Genomic DNA, 18,396 nt, shown 5'->3' with positions numbered 1-18,396 from the left:
AAAAAAATGACGGTATGAAAATAAAATTTCTCTTCATCGCCTTGTTAATCTTAATGGCTGTAAACTGTGGGCAACAAAAAGAGCGCAGTTATCAGGGCTATGTTGAAGGGGAAAATGTCTATCTTGCTTCCCCTAACTCAGGGAAATTGATGAGATTGTATGTTCACCGCGGCGATCAGGTTAAAAAAGGCCAATTATTATTTTCGTTGGATGCCGACCCGCAAATATTAGTAGTCAAACAAAATGAAGCTGATTTATTACAAGCTCAAAAATTATTGAATGATTTAATGCAGCCAAGGCGCTCACCTGAAATTGCTGCGATCCAGGCCCAAATTGAGCAAACCGATGCACAATTGAAGCTTGCAGAAATTCGTGTACAACGTACCCAACAACTCTATGCAAAACAAGCTATCGATAAAGATTCGGTTGATGAAGCGGTCGCTTTGTATAAAGAGCAAAAACAGCTTAAAGCACAATATGAATCTAATTTACAATTAGCAAAACTGGGTAGCCGCGATGAACAAATCAATGCACAACAGGCACAGGTTATTTCTTTAACTGCAAAACTTGCAGAAGCTAAATGGCAATTGGAGCAAAAAACTGTTTATGCGCCAAGGGATGGCTTTATTTTTGATACCTATTACCGGGAAGGGGAGTTTGTAGGCAATGAGCAAGCAGTGCTCTCTCTCTTGCCACCCGAAAATGTCCGGATTGAGTTTTTTGTACCGGTACAGACTCTGACTCGATTGCGGCGTGGACAAGAGATTACATTTCTCTGTGAGGGTTGCATAAAAACAAGCCAGGCGACCATCAATTATATTTCTCCTGAAGCGCAATTCATCCCCCCTCTTGTCTATAGTCGCGACAACAGTGATAAATTGGTTTTTCGCATCAAGGCGAAACTTAAGTACCCTAGTGAATTTAAACCAGGGCAACCGGTATCGGTATTTCTACCATGAAAAAAGCCATTATTGATGTCGTTGATTTACGTAAATCCTTTGACGATAAAATAGTTGTCCATGACATTAGTATGTTTGTAGCACAGGGTGAAGTCTTTGGCTTTCTAGGACCCAATGGCAGTGGAAAAACAACGACAATCCGGATGTTATGCGGGTTATTAACGCCAGACGGAGGTCGGGGCACTTGTTTAGGATACGATATTCTTACTGAATCAGAAAAAATTAAAAAACAAGTGGGTTATATGACGCAGAGATTTAGTTTTTATACCGATTTAAGTATTGAGGAAAATTTAAATTTTATTGCCCGCGTTTATAATCTTGATAGAAGGAAGGAGCGTGTGGAACAGGCGCTGGAGGATCTGGGCTTGGTCGATCGACGTCGGCAATTAACTGGACAATTATCAGGCGGATGGAAGCAACGCGTCGCATTAGCTGCTTGTTTGTTACATGAGCCTCAATTATTGCTGCTGGATGAACCTACAGCAGGTGTCGATCCAATAGCACGCCGCGAATTTTGGGATAAAATACATAATTTGAGTGAAAAAGGCATTACGACGTTGGTATCTACCCATTATATGGATGAAGCAGAGCGCTGCACTCGCCTTGCTTATTTGGCTTATGGAAATTTATTGGTAACTGGCACGGTCAAGGAAGTCATTGCTAGTACCCACTTAAATACTTGGCAAATAACAGGTGATGTGACTACCAATTTGCTGCAAGAAGCAAAAATGATGGACGGAGTGACGCTGGCTGCATTATTTGGTAACCAGCTTCATATTTGTGGTTATGAGCGAGAGAAAATAGAAGCAGGCTTGAATAAATTGGCGGAAGAGAAGTCTGTAACCTGGCAAGCTATTGAAACGACTTTGGAAGATGCTTTTATCAGTCTGGTTAAGAAATCAGCGGGAGAGTTTAGTTGAAAGGAGAGGCAATTTCTCGTCTGCTTGCTGTCATGGCAAAAGAATTTATTCAAATGGCTCGTGATCGAGCAACCTTTGCAATGATTATTGGCATCCCCTTAATACAATTAATCTTGTTTGGTTTTGCGATTAACACGAATCCGCGTAATTTACCAACCGCCATTGTTAATCCTGATTATAGTAATTTTGGCCGTAGAATCCTGGTTGCCATGCAGGATTCAACTTATTTTCACTTTATAAAGCCTGTATCAACAGAGGAAGAGGCACGCGCTTTGTTGAAAAGAGGGGAAGTACAATTTGTAGTTAATTTTCCACCTAATTTTTCCCATGATTTGGTTAAAGGAGTCAAGCCAACTTTATTATTGGAAGCAGATGCTACTGATCCTGCGGCAACCAGTCGCGCAGTTTCAGTATTTAGTGATCTGGCTTCTTTGGTTTTTAAAGAGGAGCTTGTTGGGCCTTTAAATCACTTGGCTGCTGGTTCTCCGCCATACGACCCTATAGTCCATGCCATTTACAACCCATTGGCGATTACTGCCTATAATATAGTACCTGGCCTGTTAGGTGTGGTGCTGACAATGACGATGGTAATTATTACCGCATTAGTTATTACGCGGGAATTTGAGCGTGGAACGATGGAGAATTTGTTAGCGACGCCTCTTAAGCCGATGGAGGTTATGGTTGGGAAAATTGTTCCCTATATTATCGTAGGGTATTTACAAGTATTGCTTATTTTATTCATGGCTAAATTTTTGTTTAATGTCCCTATGCAAGGCAGTATCGCACTATTATTAATTCTCTGTTTGCCATTTATTGCGGCAAATCTGGCGGTAGGGTTAACCTTTTCCACGTTGGCTACTAATCAGTTACAAGCCGTGCAAGGCGCGGTGTTTTTCTTTTTGCCTTCTATTTTATTATCAGGGTTTATGTTTCCATTCCGTGGTATGCCGGATTGGGCTCAGTGGCTAGGTAATATTTTACCTTTAACCCATTTTTTAGTGATAGTCCGTGGGATTTTACTCAAGGGCAATGGATTCTGGGAAGTATGGCGGGAAATTATCCCCATTATCACTTTTATGGCAGTGGTCATGATAATTGGTTTTAAACGTTATCGAAAAACACTGGATTAAGTGAGGAATTGACAGACTGTCTTTTCTACCCGCTCATCTATTAATACGCTAACATGATCTGCTCCCGGCAATAAAGCCAGTGAAGCGTGAGGATATTGTTGGCAGAAAATGATTGATTCACTAGGTAGAATCGAGTCATCTTTGTCGCCATGAATACAGAGGAAGGGGGTTTGGGCATGATTGATATAATGACGAAAATCAAGTTTTCTCAAATCAGTTATAGCATGTTGACGAAAAACTTCGCGCAAGAGAAGAAGACCACGGCCACTTAATTTAAAGCGTCTGGCTAGTTTACCCACCGGTGTGCGCATGCGGGTTGGTGAAGCTAAAAGGACTACCCGTTCTGGTTCTGCATCCAGTTGCCACCCGGGTAGCTGGCTTGCAAGATTTAAAGTATTCAATAGCATGGATCCACCAAAAGAGTGGCCTACCAGGCCATAGAATGGACCAAAATTATTCAGTATATGGTTCAGCAATAAAACAGCATCTGTCCACGGTAATTGCATTCCCTTTGCTTCGCCGTGCGCTGGAAAATCCAGAGCATACACATCAAAACCTTGTTGATGGAGAGCACGTATCAAGCGAACCATGTACGCTGCCCGCGACATCCAACCATGGGTAATGAGTACTTTTTTAGCGGTTGAGCGATCATGGGGGGCAAAATGATGAAGGACATGATGACGTGGATAAATACAGTCAATGACCTCAGTGCGTTTTTCCACGAAAAACTCACAAGCGCGCCGTGCAAAATCGCGATAGGGTTTTTCAACAGGCAGATGAATAGGGGTAATGAATAATTGATAACATAGTTGGGCGTGAATATAGTCTCTAAACTCTGTCAATGTATTCGCAAGCATAATTCCCATCCGCGTTTGAACTATAAATTGATCATAGTTCAAGAAAGATCAATTTGGGCATGATTAGAATAAAATTGTATAAGCACAGAATGAGCCAGATGAGAGCATATAATTGAGTATTTAAATTAACAGATTGAATAGTGGAAAGCGGATAACTAACAATCAGGTACTGGACATTTGCCAATATCAATTTAGACTGTAAACAATGAGAGAAAAAGGACTGGTTATGCATACATCAAATTATCTTTACCATCATGGTGAACAGGAGTTACATGGTTTTCTTGCTTATGATGATGAAAATGATCAACCGCGGCCGGCAGTTTTAGTCGCTCATGATTGGAGCGGGCGTAATGAATTTGCCTGTGAAAAAGCTCAAATGCTTGTTGAGATGGGATATCTTGGTTTTGCTTTGGACATGTACGGACATGGGCGCGTAGGAGCCAGTACTCATGAAAAAATGGGACTCATGCAACCTCTAGCCAATGATCGTCGATTACTTCGCGAACGTATTCGTGCTGCTTATGATGCATTAATCGCCATGCCCGAGGTAGATATTAACCGTATAGCGGTAATAGGATTCTGTTTTGGCGGTATGTGTGCCTTGGATTTAGCCCGCAGTGGGGCTGAATTAAAAGGGGTAGTTAGCTTTCATGGTTTATTAAATAAGCCGGAAGAAAAGCTGGCTAGTCATCCTATCCACGCTAAAATTCTGGCTCTGCACGGCTATGACGATCCGATGGTTCGGCCTGAGCAAGTCGATGAGTTCTGTCAGGAGATGACAGAGGCCAAAGTCGATTGGCAAGTGCATATGTATGGCCATACCCAACACGCTTTTACTAATCCACATGCACATGATACGCAATTAGGTACAATTTATAATGCTAAAGCAGAACGCCGTGCTCTCCAGGCGATGGCTAATTTTTTACAGGAAATCTTTGTTTAACTTCATCTGAATGAAGCTGAATCTCAGTTCAGCTTCATAGAAACTTACATAAATCTACACTGTCCTTTTTGCGATTTTTGTTCCTCTATTTTAATGTTTCTTCCAGGATCTTTTTCTGCTTTCGAGTCGTGCAAAATAACCGGTTCAGGAAGTTTTTGAGGGCCGATAGATTCAATAGCTACCCGCGCAGAAAGAATGGTGAGGTTTTTTTTACAGTTAGTATTTTTGATTTGACCCATCAAAATAGTTCTACTTTCACCCCCCAAATTCATAAAATTAAATGGATGCCATTCGGTTTCTATTCGCTTTTTATTATCAAAAGCAATCTCAAAAACGACTGGATGATAGAGAGGGGAATCATATCTAGTGGAGCGAGAAACTAAAAAAGACTGTTGTACAACGCCAGATCCGGCGATACCGTCATTATAGTTGGGGTTATCTTGGGGACGATGAAAAGCATTATGCGCGTATAAATAAGCATCTTCTGCACTGGGGAAAACCATGAAACCGTCTTCGGGGATTTTGGCAAAAGATTGTTCTATTTCTGTTGCGAGAGGGGTGTGCCATTCTCTTTCTTTCGTTTGCACCAATACTGGGGAGCCAAGGATAAACAGGCGCTGCACAGGAGGAATTGAGTTACGCCAGTGGTGGCAGACAGCCCCGGCCAAAACCTTTGCTCGTGTATCGAAGAAAGAGCTCAGATGATCAAGTACCTCAGCAGGAGCAGTAGCAGCGGTTAATTTACCCATATATACACCCTCATTTAAATCATTGATAATCAAGAACGCAAAAGCATTGAATTGTTCATTAAATTGACAGGCTGAGTTGACCATAAACGCGTAAAGTAGTCAAGGATCATACAGTATGATTGTAATTTATCTCTTTGTCGGTGTGTTTACAGGCTTACTAGCCATGTTGTTTGGCTTTGGTGGTGGCTTTGTGGTTGTCCCTATCTTATTTTGGCTCTTACCTTTACACGGTGTAGCGATAGACTTGGCTATGCATGTTGCGATTGGTACTTCCCTTATGCTGATGTTAATCAATATGGTGTATACCACAGCGTTGCACTTTCGTAGCCAAAATTTAGACATTCCCTTACTCAAGCAAATGCTGCCTTTGTTAATTTTGGGTGCCATTTTCGGTGCATCCACTGCAAGTATGATCGATTCCCAATGGTTAAGATATATTTTTATGACTTTAATAGGATTGGTTTTATTACGCACAATTAAACAGGAGTTTTTTAAAAAAGATTCATCCGTAGCAAGAAAACCAAGTAAAACCACTTTAAGAATATTAAGTCTGATAACGGGTACGATTGCTTCACTGTTGGGAATTGGTGGCAGTGTAATTATTGTGCCTTTTTTCAGGTATTATCGTGTCCCGATGAATAAGGTATCCGGGTTAGCGAATGCCCTGGCTATTCCAAGTGGCGTTGTAGGGAGTATTATTTTCGCATTGGCAGGCTCTCAGGAAACCCATCTTCCACCTTATAGTACAGGTTATATCTATTGGCCCGCAGTACTCGGTATTTTTATTGGTAGCACTTTGGGGGTAAAGATAGGAGGCTATTTAAGTAAAATTATGCCCGATATCTTATATGGAAAGATTTATGCGTTGTTATTGTTATTAGTATTTATTAGCATGGCCCTTCACTAGGACACTCTGACCTTTCTACTATCTTGGCACTTGTGCCATGATCTTCTGTGCTTCGCTGCTCACATACTTATATGTATGCTCCGCTGCGATGCTCGAAGATCATGGCACAAGCACTCAAGCTGGCGAAATGTAGCTGGTTCTTCCTTATTTCTACTGTCTTGGCTCTTGTTGTTTTTGTAGATCTTCTGTGCTTCGCTGCTCACAGACTTATGTGTATGCTCCGCTGCAATGCTCGAAGATCATGGCACAGGCACTCAAGCTAGCGAAATGTAGCTGGTTCTTCCTTATTTCTACTGTCTTGGCTCTTGTTGTTTTTGTAGATCTTCTGTGCTTCGCTGCTCACAGACTTATGGGTATGCTCCGCTGCGATACTCGAATACCAAGGGATAAGCACTCAAGCTGGCGAAATATATAATTATTTTGTTTCTTTCGCTTGGTTGATTGTCCTCAACTTGCGAGCATGGTATAAAATTCTCTCTGTTTGTCACGCTCTAATCTACCAAGGGGGTAAAAATGTCACAAAAATTTAGTGAGATAACGAAAGGAATTAGTACGCAATTGGCTAAAATGCGTAAGGAAATGCCAGAAGTGATGGCAGGCTTTTCTTCGTTGGCACAGGCAGCGACAAAAGATGGGGCTTTGGATAAAAAGACCAAAGAATTAATTGCAATGGCTTTGGCAGTTGCTAATCGCTGCCCAGGATGCATAGGTTTTCATTCCCAGGCGCTAGTGAAATTGCAAACGACTCGTGAAGAATTGATGGAAACTTTAGGCATGGCTGTTTATATGGGAGGGGGGCCATCATTAATGTACGCTGCTGAAGCTCTGGAGGCGTTTGAAGAGTTTAGTAATTAGGTTAATCAACCAGCTTTCAGTGTTTGAAGGCTGGTATTTAAAGCAAGAATTCCGAAAGTGTGGACGATTCTTCTTTAACTCCGTTGTAAAAATCTATAAGCAATAAGGCGGCTCCTAATAGCGCAAGGGTGATACCAGTGGCAAGAATGAACAGGTTTGTTGGTAGGCTTAACGGCAAGAGCACAGCCAGCATGATGAGACCACTTCCTCCCCCTTTTTCCCAAGAGAATGGGTAATTCGTTTCAACTGGGGTTGGAACTGCCATGTTGCTCGACGTTCCAGTGTTAAAAAAAGTTAATTCTTTCCTTGTTTCAATGAGTTCGCTTAATTCCTTACCGAGATGGGGCGTTCGCGGTTTATATTCACGGCCCGTTGCAGCAAAAGAGGCTAGATTGGCCAAAGCATATAACCAACAGGCTTTTACTGAAAAAGGCTGTTGTGCCCCCTTTATAAATTCAACGTTAAAACCGTATAGAGAAGCATATTTAGTAATATCTTTTTGGGCGGTGATCCCCTCGCCTAAACTATTGGTTCGGGAATCCGTAGCAACAATTCTTATAAATGCCCCACTCTTATCTGTTTCAGCAAATAAGGCATGCCAATGAGCTGCGTCAAGAGTGGAATAATGGCGCATATGACAAATTTTTATATTCGGGGTACCTCTATATTTCTCAAGTTTTTTTATAAATTTGTCGTTTTGGTATACGCCTAATTCAGCCAGTGATTCATCAAAAGAATCGACGCTAAAGATAATTTGGGACGCTGGATGTTGGAGCGGCGCGAGGGCTTTAACAAGTTTGTTAAAGACATCTTCCAGGGCTGCTGGTACAGGGAATTTCTCAGTAAAGCCTAGTGGTTGTTGTTCTTGCATCTTATGCGATAAAACGCCCATGGTCCCCTCACTTTTTAACTATTGTTTAAACGCTGACTCCTTTTTTCAAAAACTTAAATAAACCACTGTTTTAATGGGCTAAGAGCTCACTCATGTGTTGCATTTGATTATCATGGGCTGTTTGAGCAGGGCAAGGATAATTTTTGGTGACTCCTAACCAGGCTACTTGCGAAACAGTCATTTTATCTTTATCACTTTGTTGACTGGAGATTTCACGATACGTTTGCAGAATAATGCCATTGAGGGTAATGGCGTTTAAAGTTGTCCCGGGAGGAAGACAAAACAAGGCTCTACCATGGCTTTTCGCTGCTTCGTTCGCTTGAATTAAGGTTTCAGCAATGCTTTCGTTAGCAATGATTAACACATTGCGTGCGGATCTCGCCCAAGCCTGGGCTTGCGGATCAGCCTTCATCTCCATTTGCGGGATATTATTAGAGATATTCATATAATGGTCCATTGTGTCTGCCTGGAGGCAGCAGGAACAGACAAGAAAGAAAAGGCAAGCTAAAAGACGCATGATTGTTTCCCTGACAGAGGTTTAGGCCATTGTATCCAGTAAGTAATAATGTTGTGGATTAGATTTACAGACAAAAGGGCCACATTCGATGAATGTACTGATTCCGTTAGCAAGAATCAAGAGCAGGAAAAAGCCCATTAGTAGATAAAGCCAGCGACTGGGAGGTGCGTTGTTGTCTTCTAAAAATGCATGTTCAAATAATTGAGCAATGGCAATTACACCGATAATGACAACGAAACCAATCGCAGACCAGGTGTAGAGATATAAGCCAAGTAAAGGAGATCCATAACCTAAATCACCCGGTGCAACATGAAGAAAAATTTGACGTAAGGCAATACCAAGCCCCAGAAGCGATGTTAAGGTCATTAACCCATAATGCGTAATTTTAATACCCGTTGTGAGATTCATACACAAGCAAAGGCCGATACCTATAAAGCAAGCTCGTTGTAAGAGGCAAAGCGGGCAGGGTAAGTCATGGTTGTAAAGTTGATCATAAAAGGCGAACAACAATACTGCACAGACCAGGATAAGGCCAAAACAATTACCCCATTGATGAATCTTGGTTTGAGTAATCATAGATGCACCAGATGGCTGTGATAGTTAAACCAAAACGTAGTCAATAACAAACAAACCAGGAATTGCAGTTTTACAAAGCGATTGGGTTTAAAAACAATTTGTAACCCAACAGCAAAATAGCAAAGATACAATAAAGTCATCATAATGGTTAGAAGGAGTGAGTCAATATATATTCTTAGTATACCCAAGGTGAGTAGACAAACCCTAGTCCTAATTAAGATCCTCTGGTTAGATTTGCTAGCCAGAGGAAAAAGTGACCGTTCATTTTAATTACCATGTCTCATTTACTCATATAAATGTTTTTCATATAGGCGAGTAAACTATCTTTGTTCACCGGTGATTGTGTCAACCCTATATATTTGTCGGGACGAATTAACAAAGCTGTCGTTTGTTGAATGGCAAACTGTTGGTGCACTTCTTGATTGTCATCGATTAAGACGGAGTCTAAATGGAGTGCTTCATTGGAATCGGATAGCACTACATGAACCTTGATGATTTCCTTAAACTGCTGATTGATTAGAGCTGCAGTTTCAAGTAAAGCGGGAAATTGATTCTTATTTTGCCCGGCGAACAAGAATAAATGATGCATCGTTCCTTGAATCATTTGATGCAATTGTTTTTTTTCTTTACTGTGAATATCTGTGAATGAGAAATTTGGAGCAAATTCACCAATTTTAAATTTCGTGGGAATGCCCAAAATTTTTACTATGGGGCTCTGGGCATAAGAAATGGATAATTCAGCCATATCCCGCGTAAAGTAACGCTTAACAAACTTGAAAGAGGTAATAAAACGAACGAAGAGATTACGCGAATAGATAAGGAAAGGATTTCTGATAGTAATCAGCTTGGTCAGAAAGTCTGTTTTTTTCAATACTTCTTTGCCAATGGGGTAACGTTCCTTGTGATAACTATCCAATAAACTGTCGTGCGCTAATCCTTTTTTTACCAAGGCCAATTTCCAAACCAAATTATAAATATCTTGTATTCCCGTATTGAGACCCTGGCCACCCATCGGGCTGTGAATATGCGCGGCATCCCCTGCAAAAAATACTCTGCCATGCCGATATTGCTGGATTTGCCGGTGATGAATACCGAATTGTGTAATCCAGACCGGGTTAGATAAAGTGGCACTCTCACTGGTACGTTCTTTAAAGGCGTGTTCTATATCCTGAACAGTAGGGGTGTCATTGATCGTGGAGCCCTCGGGGGCAACCAGGACGAGTCGATAACGTTTATTCCCCATTGGAAATGCTGCCATAGGCCCGTGGTGGGTGACAAAGAGAGCCATTTTGTTTTCTGGTAAATTCCAATCAATAAGAAGATCAGCAAGCCACCAAACTTCTTTATAAGTGGAACCCAGAAAATCGGCATTAACCAAATGCCTTAGCGTACTATGAGAGCCGTCACAGGCAATAATCCAGGCGGCATTAACCTGTTCGTTGCTGCCATCAGCCTTCTTTAAAGTGGCGATGGTATGATTGTTAACGGGTTCAATGCCAGTTAACTCGGTTTGCCATTCCACTTTTAACCCTTTCGACATAAGTTCTTCGTATAATATTTGCTCTGTTTTATCCTGAGGCAGGTCAATCAGATAATGGCGATCGCCTTCTACAAGAGAGAAATTAACATCGACCAGCAATCTTCCATGTGCTTTAAGTAAAACCCCTTCGACTTTTAGGCCTTGGGCTAAAACCTCTTCAATAAAACCACAGTCCTCCAGAACGTCCAGGGTGCGGATATGAATCGCCAGCGCTTTGGATTTATCACTTAATCCCGCTTTTTTATCGATAATTCGGCAACGCATACCATGCCGGGCTAATTCATTAGCACAAAACAAACCCACAGGTCCTGCACCAACCACCAATACATCCAGAATATCCTCAGCCATGATGATGCACTCCATTCATCTTAAGTTAACACGGGTGAAATCAGTAAGTTACATAATAGAGGGATTAGTACTCAAGTAAAACTTTTTTATTCATTTCTTTCCTTGGCGATAAAATGAAAAATAATACGTGGGTTAGTAAGATCGTAGGATACTGGTGTTACCGTTTCACTAAATTGGTTTTTACTAAATTCACCAATCGTATTGCGCCAGAAATTTAATCCCCGCTTATTTTGCGGAATGACAGCCACTTCCCAGTGTCCTGAAAATTGCTGCCATAGTCGTTTGGCGATCTGCTGGCCTACTCCCTGGCGTTGAAATTTCGCAATGACAAAAAACTCACCGACGTTCCAGTCAATAGTCGGCGTTGTGCCCACTTTATTAATCAATACAAAACCGGCGAGTTCTTTATCTACGCGGATGAGGAAGGGATAGCGTTCTTTTTCAGTAAAGTATTTTTTACAATCATAACATTCATAAAGGCCAGTTTCAGGGCAATCCCAGCCGGGCAAGAAGCCACAATATCGCGACATGTCGTAGACGTAAAATCGCGCCAGATTCTGCAGTCTTGGGTAATCATTTAAATTGGCGGCAACAAGATGAATGTTTGCTTCAGGTGTTTTTAGCATAGCCACGCCCTTTTTATAACTATGTGCTTATATTGATACTATAAATTGACACAATTTGTTTCTTAGTGGCAACACCATTTCATTCCATGCATGATGGAATACACTTCATTATCACCAACGATTAAATGATCCACCAGGCGAGCATCGACTAATTCCAGGGCATGGCATAGACGGATTGTCACTTCTCTATCCTGCGGGCTGGCATCGGATATACCGGATGGGTGATTGTGGGCCAGGATTAACGCTGCAGCATTGAGTTTAAGTATGCGTTCAACAATAGGGCGGGGATGAATAGTCGCTGTGTTGATTGTGCCTGAAAATAATTCTTCATAAGCAAGGATTCGATGCTGATTATCTAAAAACAAGGCGACGAAGATTTCATTTTTTTTATCGCGCAATTGCCGTTTCAAATAAGTGTAGGTTTGATAAGAGTCAGTTAGCGAAATATTTTTTTGTAAGCTGATAAAATCACTGCGCCGACAGATCTCCTGAATTGCCTGCAATTGCAGATAACGTACCAGCCCCAGCCCTTGGATTTGTTTGAAGCTATGGTGATCGGCGTTGAGTATAGCGCGTAAATCGCCTAGATGGTGGATTAAGTCAAACGCGAGTTGTAAGCAGTTTTTTTTATTATTGCCCGAACTGATAAAAACAGCCAGTAATTCGGCATCGGAGAGGCTTTTAACCCCTTGAGTTAATAGTTTTTCACGCAAGCGCAATGGCTGTGCTGGTCGAGAGCCACTCATTATTGTTATTCCTTTATGGCGAGGTTTGTGGTTTGATCGCAGATATTCTGATCAAAAAATAAAAGCCATGCAAGATTTTGCCAATAAAAAAATTGTTCTTGGAATCTGCGGAGGGATTGCTGCTTATAAATCGGCCTATCTGGTGCGTGAATTGAGCCGTTTGGGAGCAGAGGTTCGTGTCATTATGACAGAATCTGCACAGCAATTTATAACACCGCTAACCTTACAAGCCTTGAGTGGTCATGATGTCCGTGTTGACTTGTTTGATCAGCAAGCGGAACGTGCCATGGGGCATATTGAGTTAGCGCGCTGGGCTGATTACCTGTTAATCGCTCCCGCTTCTGCCAATTGTCTGGCGAAGATGGCGAACGGACTTGCTGATGATCTATTAACGACGCTGTATTTGGTAGCAGAAACACCGGTTATTGTTTGTCCAGCCATGAATAAAAGTATGTGGTTACACCCTGCTACACAAGCTAATTGCGAACTATTGGCTCAACGGGGTGTTATTTTGGTAGGTCCTGAGGAAGGTTCACAGGCCTGTGGCGAACAAGGATTTGGACGTTTGAGTGAAATAGATAATATTATCAATGCATTACGCTTAGAGCAGGTGAGTCAACTATTACAAGGTAAAAATGTGTTGATTACAGCGGGCCCCACGCGGGAAGCTATTGATCCAGTGCGTTATGTCAGTAACCATAGTTCTGGGAAAATGGGTTATGCCCTTGCACAAGCCGCCTGTTTAGCGGGTGCTCAGGTTACTTTAATCTCTGGACCAACTTCTTTAGTGCCACCTCCTGGTGTGTTATGTGATTGCGTTGATTCCGCACAAGCGATGTATGAGTCCGTGATGCACCACTTGCAGACCGGCATGATTTTTATTGCTACGGCTGCTGTAGCAGATTATGGTCTGCAGGCACCGGCGCAAGAGAAAATTAAAAAGCAGGATAAACAAGAACTAACCCTTCATCTCAAGGCTAATCCGGATATTCTTGCGGCAGTTGCAGCAAGTGGTAAGGCATCCTATGTGGTAGGCTTTGCCGCTGAAACGACAGAGGTTATCAAGCACGCGAAAGACAAATTGCGTGCTAAAAAACTTGATATGATCATTGCGAATCAAGTCGGTGGCGGCTTAGGGTTTGATAGCGATTCCAATCAGGTCACCGTGTTGACTGCAAAAGGACAAACCGAATTGCCGTTGACCCATAAAACCAGACTTGCAGGGCAAATTATTGCAATTCTGGCAGCAAATCTTCAAAATGCTGGCATTAAAAATTAGGGGAATACCATGGAACAAGCCATTCAAGTAAAAATTCTCGATCCACGGGTAGGTAGCAGCATCCCGCTTCCCAGCTATGCAACGTCGGGTTCGGCAGGGTTAGATTTGCGTGTTTGTATTGATGAGCCCTTGCAGATTGGGCCACAAGAAACGTTTTTGCTGCCCACAGGGCTTGCTATTTATATTGCTGATCCCAATTTAGCGGCTGTTATTTTACCGCGTTCAGGCCTGGGGCATAAACACGGTATTGTTTTGGGTAATTTGGTTGGTTTGATTGATTCTGATTATCAAGGGGAGCTAAAAATTTCCTGTTGGAATCGTAATCAGGAACATTTTACGGTGAATCCAGGAGAGCGTATTGCCCAGCTGGTTTTTTTACCCGTGGTACGAGCAGCTTTTACTGTGGTTGATTCGTTTACAGAAAGTAGTCGTGGCCAAGGCGGCTTTGGTAGTTCCGGGAGACATTAATGACTTATAGTCAAAGGCAGGTTGAACGTTCTGTTTTCAGAGCCTACGATATTCGTGGTGTTATTGGTAAGCAACTCGATGAGAATGCTTTTTACAGTATAGGACGTGCAATTAGCTGCCGTTTGCATGCTTTGCAGCGTAGTAAAATTTTTGTTGCCCGCGATGGTCGTTTAACGAGTGCCAATTTAGTAAATGCGTTAAAGGAAGGCCTTCTGGCGAGTGGTATTACGGTAGTCGATTTAGGTGCCGTAGCTACCCCGGTGATGTATTATGCAACCTGTACTCAGGAGGGTATAGATTGCGGCCTGATGGTAACAGGCAGCCATAATCCCTCAGATTATAATGGGATAAAAATGGTGTTGGCTGGTAAAACGCTCGTACAGTCTGATATTGATCAGCTTTATGAGTTGGTGACAGCAGGTACGCGTCAGGATGGTGTTGGTAAAGCCCAGTCCTTCGATATCATGAACGATTATACAAATCGTATTCTTAGCGATATTAAACTGCAACGCCGTCTAAAAGTAGTGGTCGATTGTGGGAATGGCATTGCCGGCCCCATTATTCCCCAGGTCATTACCGCACTAGGTTGTGAGGTCATTCCCTTGTATTGTGAAGTGGATGGCCGTTTTCCTAATCATCATCCCGATCCAACGATAGAAGCAAATCTGGTTGATCTAAAAGCAATGGTGGCACAACATCAGGCAGATATCGGTTTAGCTTTCGATGGGGATGCAGATCGTTTGGGAGTCATTAGCAATTTGGGTGAAGTCATTTGGCCAGACCGTTTGTTAATGCTCTATGCGCGTGATGTTTTAAGCCGCAATAAAGAGGCAACCATTGTTTATGATGTGAAATGCTCAAGTCATCTGGCTGAAGTTATTCGCGCAGCAGGTGGTATTGCCAGGATGTGTCCTACCGGACACTCGATCGTGAAGGCCGTGATGAAAGAAGAGCAAGCCGCTTTGGCTGGTGAAATGAGTGGACATATTTTCTTTAAAGATCGCTGGTATGGTTTTGATGATGCACTTTATAGCGCTTGCCGTTTATTAGAAATCATCAGTGCAAGTTCGCAAACAGTGAGCGAGCAGTTTGATGCTGTTCCTAATAGCGTTAATACCCCTGAAATCAAGATTCCCATCGCTGAAGAAGAGAAATTTACTTTCATGCAGCGTTTCAGTGAACAGGCTAAATTTCCCGATGCGGAGGTAATTACTATAGATGGTTTACGGGTTGAATTTGCCCATGGTTGGGGGTTATTACGGGCTTCCAATACAACCCCTTGCCTGGTAGCGCGTTTTGAAGCGAAAGATAAAGCCAGTCTTGAGCAAATTCAGAGTTTATTCAAGACTCAGTTGCAACTAGTGAATAAAAATCTGGTTGTATCATTCTAATTATCTTGTCTGGCACTGTAGGATATTTATCTACAGTGCTTATAAAAGAATTCGCTGTTACTCGGATCTTCTTAAGGTTGCCTTAATTTTTCTCCGTTATTGTCATCAAAAATCAACAACAATAATAATGGAGTAAGGAATGCCTTTTAATATAGAGTTAGCCAAACCTTCGAGTGGCATATCAATTAAAATTCAAGCGGTGAAAAACACGATAAATGTATATTTCGCAGGTCCCCAAGCCACTGCTGACAAAGTGAGAGATAATTGGATCCATTTAGAAACACATTTCATAACAACAATGCCTGGTTATATTGTTGATCCGGTACGAGGTCCAGACGCTCCCCATATTAAGAAAGATCATACCCACGCAGAAGAGACAGAAATTATGCATACTCACAGTGAGTTTGCCTCTGAAATTACACCAGAGCGTTTTTCTGCATACATCAATGACCTGTTTGCTCAGCAGCAAGCAGAGGAGCATGCGAGTGAAACATATCAATTTTTTGTAGATAAAAAGGAAGTCGAGGAAATCGTCCAAAAATTTGCTATTTATTATAGGGAATATAAAAATAGCAGCACAGAAGAGCTTTATGAAGAGGCAACAACGCTAAGTCCAGAAGAACAATCCGCTTATGCGAAGGCCGTGGAAGAAAGAGACGCGAGGGAGGAAGTGGAAGCAGTGAGTAGACTGTTTGGTAACTTGCTCATCGCTACAGTTCTTTCTGGCCGTCATCCCTTGCATAGAAGGCCTGCACCTCAAGACGTTTTACCCACAGAGGAATCAGAAGACCAGCTTAACTGTATTGTTATGTAGTTTTCGATTTCTACACGATAAACAGCATCACAGACAAAGTCTTTTGATGCTGTTGTCGGGCGAATTTAGTTGTCTCGTAACTGTTAAACTTACTAAACAGGGAGAAAGGAATACTGTTTAATAGGGAGAGCAATCCCGCTCCATTAGAATGGTATCGATTAATATTAACAGAGTTTAATCGACTTACGCACGGCAAAGAGCATCACAGGTAACGCTTCTTGATGCTGCCGTCGGGCGATGACTTTTTCCTGCTGAATGATCTGCAAGTCGAGCTGACTACATAATTGGCTAATATAATCAACATGGTGGCTGAAACGGGCACTTGTTTGTAACTGCCAGGGCTTCTCTTCGGAGATTTCGACGGTAAAGATAAAATGGCCTTCGGGCTTGAGTCGGTTGGCGATGACAGTAAACAATTCATCAAGCTTTCCAAAATAAGGCAGTACATCGGCTGCAACGGCTAAGTCATAATGATGGTTATTCTTTTTCAAAAAAATTTCTAATTCCGCTTCTATCAGCTTATCGTAAATTCTTTTTTCTCGTGCCTGGGTTAGCATTTTTGCCGCAATATCAACACCTGTTAAATGCTCGCTAATTTCGCGCAATACGACCCCTGTTAAACCAGTCCCACAGCCTAAATCAATCACCTCATTTAATTTATAAAGATTTAAATGATGGAGTAGTTGAGCGATTTGTTGGGGGAGCGAGTAGTTTAATTGACCCTGTAAATGCTGATCATAATACAGGGCGTAATTATTAAATAAGTTAGAAGCATATTCTGGGCAGGTCGGAGGGTTTAATTCATCAGTAGCAAGGGCATGAAGCATGTGCTGGCTGGCTTTATCGTCTGGATTGGCAGCAACTGCTCTTTCCAGCAAAGTACGGGCATGGTCTTTATCCTCAAGTCGGATATAGATAGCGGCTAAATTATTAAGTGCGGCAAAATGGTCGGGCTTTAATTCTAAAATTTTTTCAAAGTGACCGGTTGCTTCACTTAAATGTCCCAAAGCCATTTGTGCAACGCCGGAATTGTACAAGTACTCAATATTGTTAGAGTCTTCTTTCAGCAACACATCGTAATGCATGAGCGCATTTTCAAAACGATCATGGTGCATGAATGTCGCTGCTAAATTATTGCGGGCATCCAGATGATTATTATCAATAGCCAACGCGTTGGTGAAATAACTTACTGCTAATTGACCCTGCTCACGTTTGAGTGCAATCACACCCAGGTTAGTTAAGGCTTGGACATGGTGTTTGTCTTCTTCGAGCACGTTCTCAAAAGCCTGCTCTGCTTCTTCCAGTAAATTGGCTTCCAGATAGAGTACACCCAGATAAAATAGTGCTTCCAGATGGTCGGGTTGCAGTGCTAAAACATTCTTGAATTGCGTTTTTGCAGCCGCTAGTTCATTGTTTTGAAGTAATAGTAAGCCCAAATTAAAATGGGCAGCAGTAAAATCAGGCTCAGCATGAACTGCCAGACGGTAATGATGAAGTGCTTTCGTGTAGTCATTTTGCAAGGCATAGACGGTAGCCAAATTATGTTGTGCTTGAGCGTAGTCAGGAGCCAGTTGGATTGCCTTCTGGTAATAAAGAATGGCATTATCCAGTTGATGCGAATTTTTATAAGCATTGGCCAGATTATTGTATAAACTGGCATCGTTAGGTTGCAGTCTCAAGGCTTGTTGTAAAAAATCAATAGCGGTATCCATATCGCCCAGCTGTGCATAGGCAAGACCAAGAAAATGTAAGGCCTGTCCATGGTTAGGGGCGAGTTGCAGCAGTTTTTCATAAAGAGAAATAGCCTGCGGAAGTTTACCTTCTCGTTGTAATTGGTAAGCTTCCAGAAATAAGGTGTCGTTATTCTCGTCCATAGTCT

Annotated in this window: 20 protein-coding genes; 10 read left to right on the top strand and 10 right to left on the bottom strand. The window is 42.1% G+C overall.

The annotated features are described in order from the left end of the window. The first annotated feature begins 14 nt into the window (after positions 1-14). The 3 genes from DYC89_RS12670 to DYC89_RS12660 are packed head-to-tail and all read left to right on the top strand — an operon-like array spanning position 15 to position 3,009. Positions 15-959, top strand: coding sequence for an HlyD family secretion protein (locus tag DYC89_RS12670; protein ID WP_115222112.1), 945 nt, complete (start codon positions 15-17; stop codon positions 957-959). Then, a complete protein-coding gene (locus tag DYC89_RS12665) occupies positions 956-1,879 on the top strand; it encodes an ABC transporter ATP-binding protein (RefSeq protein ID WP_115222111.1) in 924 nt (307 codons plus the stop codon). Before DYC89_RS12670 ends, DYC89_RS12665 begins: the two co-directional genes overlap by 4 nt. Next, on the top strand, positions 1,876-3,009 hold the full coding sequence (locus tag DYC89_RS12660; RefSeq protein WP_245953999.1) for an ABC transporter permease: 1,134 nt from the start codon (positions 1,876-1,878) through the stop codon (positions 3,007-3,009). The genes DYC89_RS12665 and DYC89_RS12660 overlap by 4 nt, the downstream gene beginning before the upstream one ends. Here DYC89_RS12660 and DYC89_RS12655 read toward each other — a convergent pair. Next, positions 3,006-3,866 carry an alpha/beta hydrolase gene (locus DYC89_RS12655; RefSeq protein WP_115222110.1) on the bottom strand — a complete coding sequence of 287 codons (861 nt, stop codon included), beginning with the start codon at positions 3,864-3,866 and terminating at the stop codon, positions 3,006-3,008. The genes DYC89_RS12660 and DYC89_RS12655 overlap by 4 nt on opposite strands. A gap of 226 nt (positions 3,867-4,092) precedes the next feature. Here DYC89_RS12655 and DYC89_RS12650 point away from each other — a divergent pair, with 226 nt between their 5' ends. Beyond that, positions 4,093-4,809: a dienelactone hydrolase family protein gene (locus DYC89_RS12650; RefSeq protein ID WP_115222109.1), complete on the top strand. Its 717-nt coding sequence runs from the start codon at positions 4,093-4,095 to the stop codon at positions 4,807-4,809. A gap of 44 nt (positions 4,810-4,853) precedes the next feature. Here DYC89_RS12650 and DYC89_RS12645 read toward each other — a convergent pair whose 3' ends face one another. Continuing rightward, entirely contained in the window at positions 4,854-5,591 is a 738-nt protein-coding gene (locus tag DYC89_RS12645) for a hypothetical protein (RefSeq protein WP_147285509.1), read from the bottom strand. Between the two features lie 82 nt (positions 5,592-5,673). Here DYC89_RS12645 and DYC89_RS12640 point away from each other — a divergent pair, with 82 nt between their 5' ends. Beyond that, positions 5,674-6,465: a sulfite exporter TauE/SafE family protein gene (locus tag DYC89_RS12640; RefSeq protein ID WP_115222107.1), complete on the top strand. Its 792-nt coding sequence runs from the start codon at positions 5,674-5,676 to the stop codon at positions 6,463-6,465. A gap of 513 nt (positions 6,466-6,978) precedes the next feature. Continuing rightward, positions 6,979-7,320, top strand: coding sequence for a carboxymuconolactone decarboxylase family protein (locus DYC89_RS12635; protein ID WP_115222106.1), 342 nt, complete (start codon positions 6,979-6,981; stop codon positions 7,318-7,320). A 37-nt stretch (positions 7,321-7,357) separates the two neighbouring features. On the opposite strand, the gene DYC89_RS12630 is transcribed toward DYC89_RS12635, so the two are convergent. From DYC89_RS12630 to radC, 7 genes are all read right to left on the bottom strand, one after another. Beyond that, positions 7,358-8,212: a hypothetical protein gene (locus DYC89_RS12630; RefSeq protein WP_115222105.1), complete on the bottom strand. Its 855-nt coding sequence runs from the start codon at positions 8,210-8,212 to the stop codon at positions 7,358-7,360. A 70-nt stretch (positions 8,213-8,282) separates the two neighbouring features. Beyond that, positions 8,283-8,729, bottom strand: coding sequence for a phosphatase (locus DYC89_RS12625; protein WP_412754598.1), 447 nt, complete (start codon positions 8,727-8,729; stop codon positions 8,283-8,285). A 21-nt stretch (positions 8,730-8,750) separates the two neighbouring features. Next, on the bottom strand, positions 8,751-9,305 hold the full coding sequence (locus tag DYC89_RS12620) for a disulfide bond formation protein B (protein ID WP_115222104.1): 555 nt from the start codon (positions 9,303-9,305) through the stop codon (positions 8,751-8,753). Continuing rightward, complete coding sequence (locus DYC89_RS16960) at positions 9,302-9,445, bottom strand: DUF5993 family protein (protein ID WP_412754602.1); 144 nt, start codon at positions 9,443-9,445, stop codon at positions 9,302-9,304. The genes DYC89_RS12620 and DYC89_RS16960 overlap by 4 nt, the downstream gene beginning before the upstream one ends. 140 nt (positions 9,446-9,585) lie before the next feature. After that, positions 9,586-11,193 carry an FAD-dependent oxidoreductase gene (locus DYC89_RS12615; protein WP_115222103.1) on the bottom strand — a complete coding sequence of 536 codons (1,608 nt, stop codon included), beginning with the start codon at positions 11,191-11,193 and terminating at the stop codon, positions 9,586-9,588. An 86-nt stretch (positions 11,194-11,279) separates the two neighbouring features. Then, positions 11,280-11,819 (bottom strand): GNAT family N-acetyltransferase, encoded by a 540-nt coding sequence (locus tag DYC89_RS12610; protein WP_220271777.1) that lies wholly within the window; start codon positions 11,817-11,819, stop codon positions 11,280-11,282. Between the two features lie 62 nt (positions 11,820-11,881). Then, entirely contained in the window at positions 11,882-12,565 is a 684-nt protein-coding gene (gene radC / locus DYC89_RS12605) for a RadC family protein (RefSeq protein WP_115222102.1), read from the bottom strand. A 67-nt stretch (positions 12,566-12,632) separates the two neighbouring features. Between radC and coaBC the strand changes: the two genes are divergently transcribed. From coaBC to DYC89_RS12585, 4 genes are all read left to right on the top strand, one after another. Further along, on the top strand, positions 12,633-13,844 hold the full coding sequence (coaBC, locus tag DYC89_RS12600) for a bifunctional phosphopantothenoylcysteine decarboxylase/phosphopantothenate--cysteine ligase CoaBC (protein ID WP_115222758.1): 1,212 nt from the start codon (positions 12,633-12,635) through the stop codon (positions 13,842-13,844). A 9-nt stretch (positions 13,845-13,853) separates the two neighbouring features. Further along, positions 13,854-14,312, top strand: coding sequence for a dUTP diphosphatase (gene dut / locus DYC89_RS12595; protein WP_115222101.1), 459 nt, complete (start codon positions 13,854-13,856; stop codon positions 14,310-14,312). Continuing rightward, complete coding sequence (locus DYC89_RS12590; RefSeq protein WP_115222100.1) at positions 14,312-15,703, top strand: phosphomannomutase/phosphoglucomutase; 1,392 nt, start codon at positions 14,312-14,314, stop codon at positions 15,701-15,703. The genes dut and DYC89_RS12590 overlap by 1 nt, the downstream gene beginning before the upstream one ends. 139 nt (positions 15,704-15,842) lie before the next feature. Further along, positions 15,843-16,517: a hypothetical protein gene (locus DYC89_RS12585; protein ID WP_115222099.1), complete on the top strand. Its 675-nt coding sequence runs from the start codon at positions 15,843-15,845 to the stop codon at positions 16,515-16,517. A gap of 164 nt (positions 16,518-16,681) precedes the next feature. Here the strand turns inward: DYC89_RS12585 and DYC89_RS12580 are convergent, their stop codons facing one another. Beyond that, a complete protein-coding gene (locus DYC89_RS12580) occupies positions 16,682-18,391 on the bottom strand; it encodes a tetratricopeptide repeat protein (protein ID WP_115222098.1) in 1,710 nt (569 codons plus the stop codon). Between the last annotated feature and the right edge of the window lie 5 nt (positions 18,392-18,396).

The organism is Legionella donaldsonii, from assembly GCF_900452385.1.
Taxonomy (GTDB): Bacteria; Pseudomonadota; Gammaproteobacteria; order Legionellales; family Legionellaceae; genus Tatlockia; species Tatlockia donaldsonii.
This window is presented reverse-complemented; position numbering and strand designations above follow the sequence as displayed.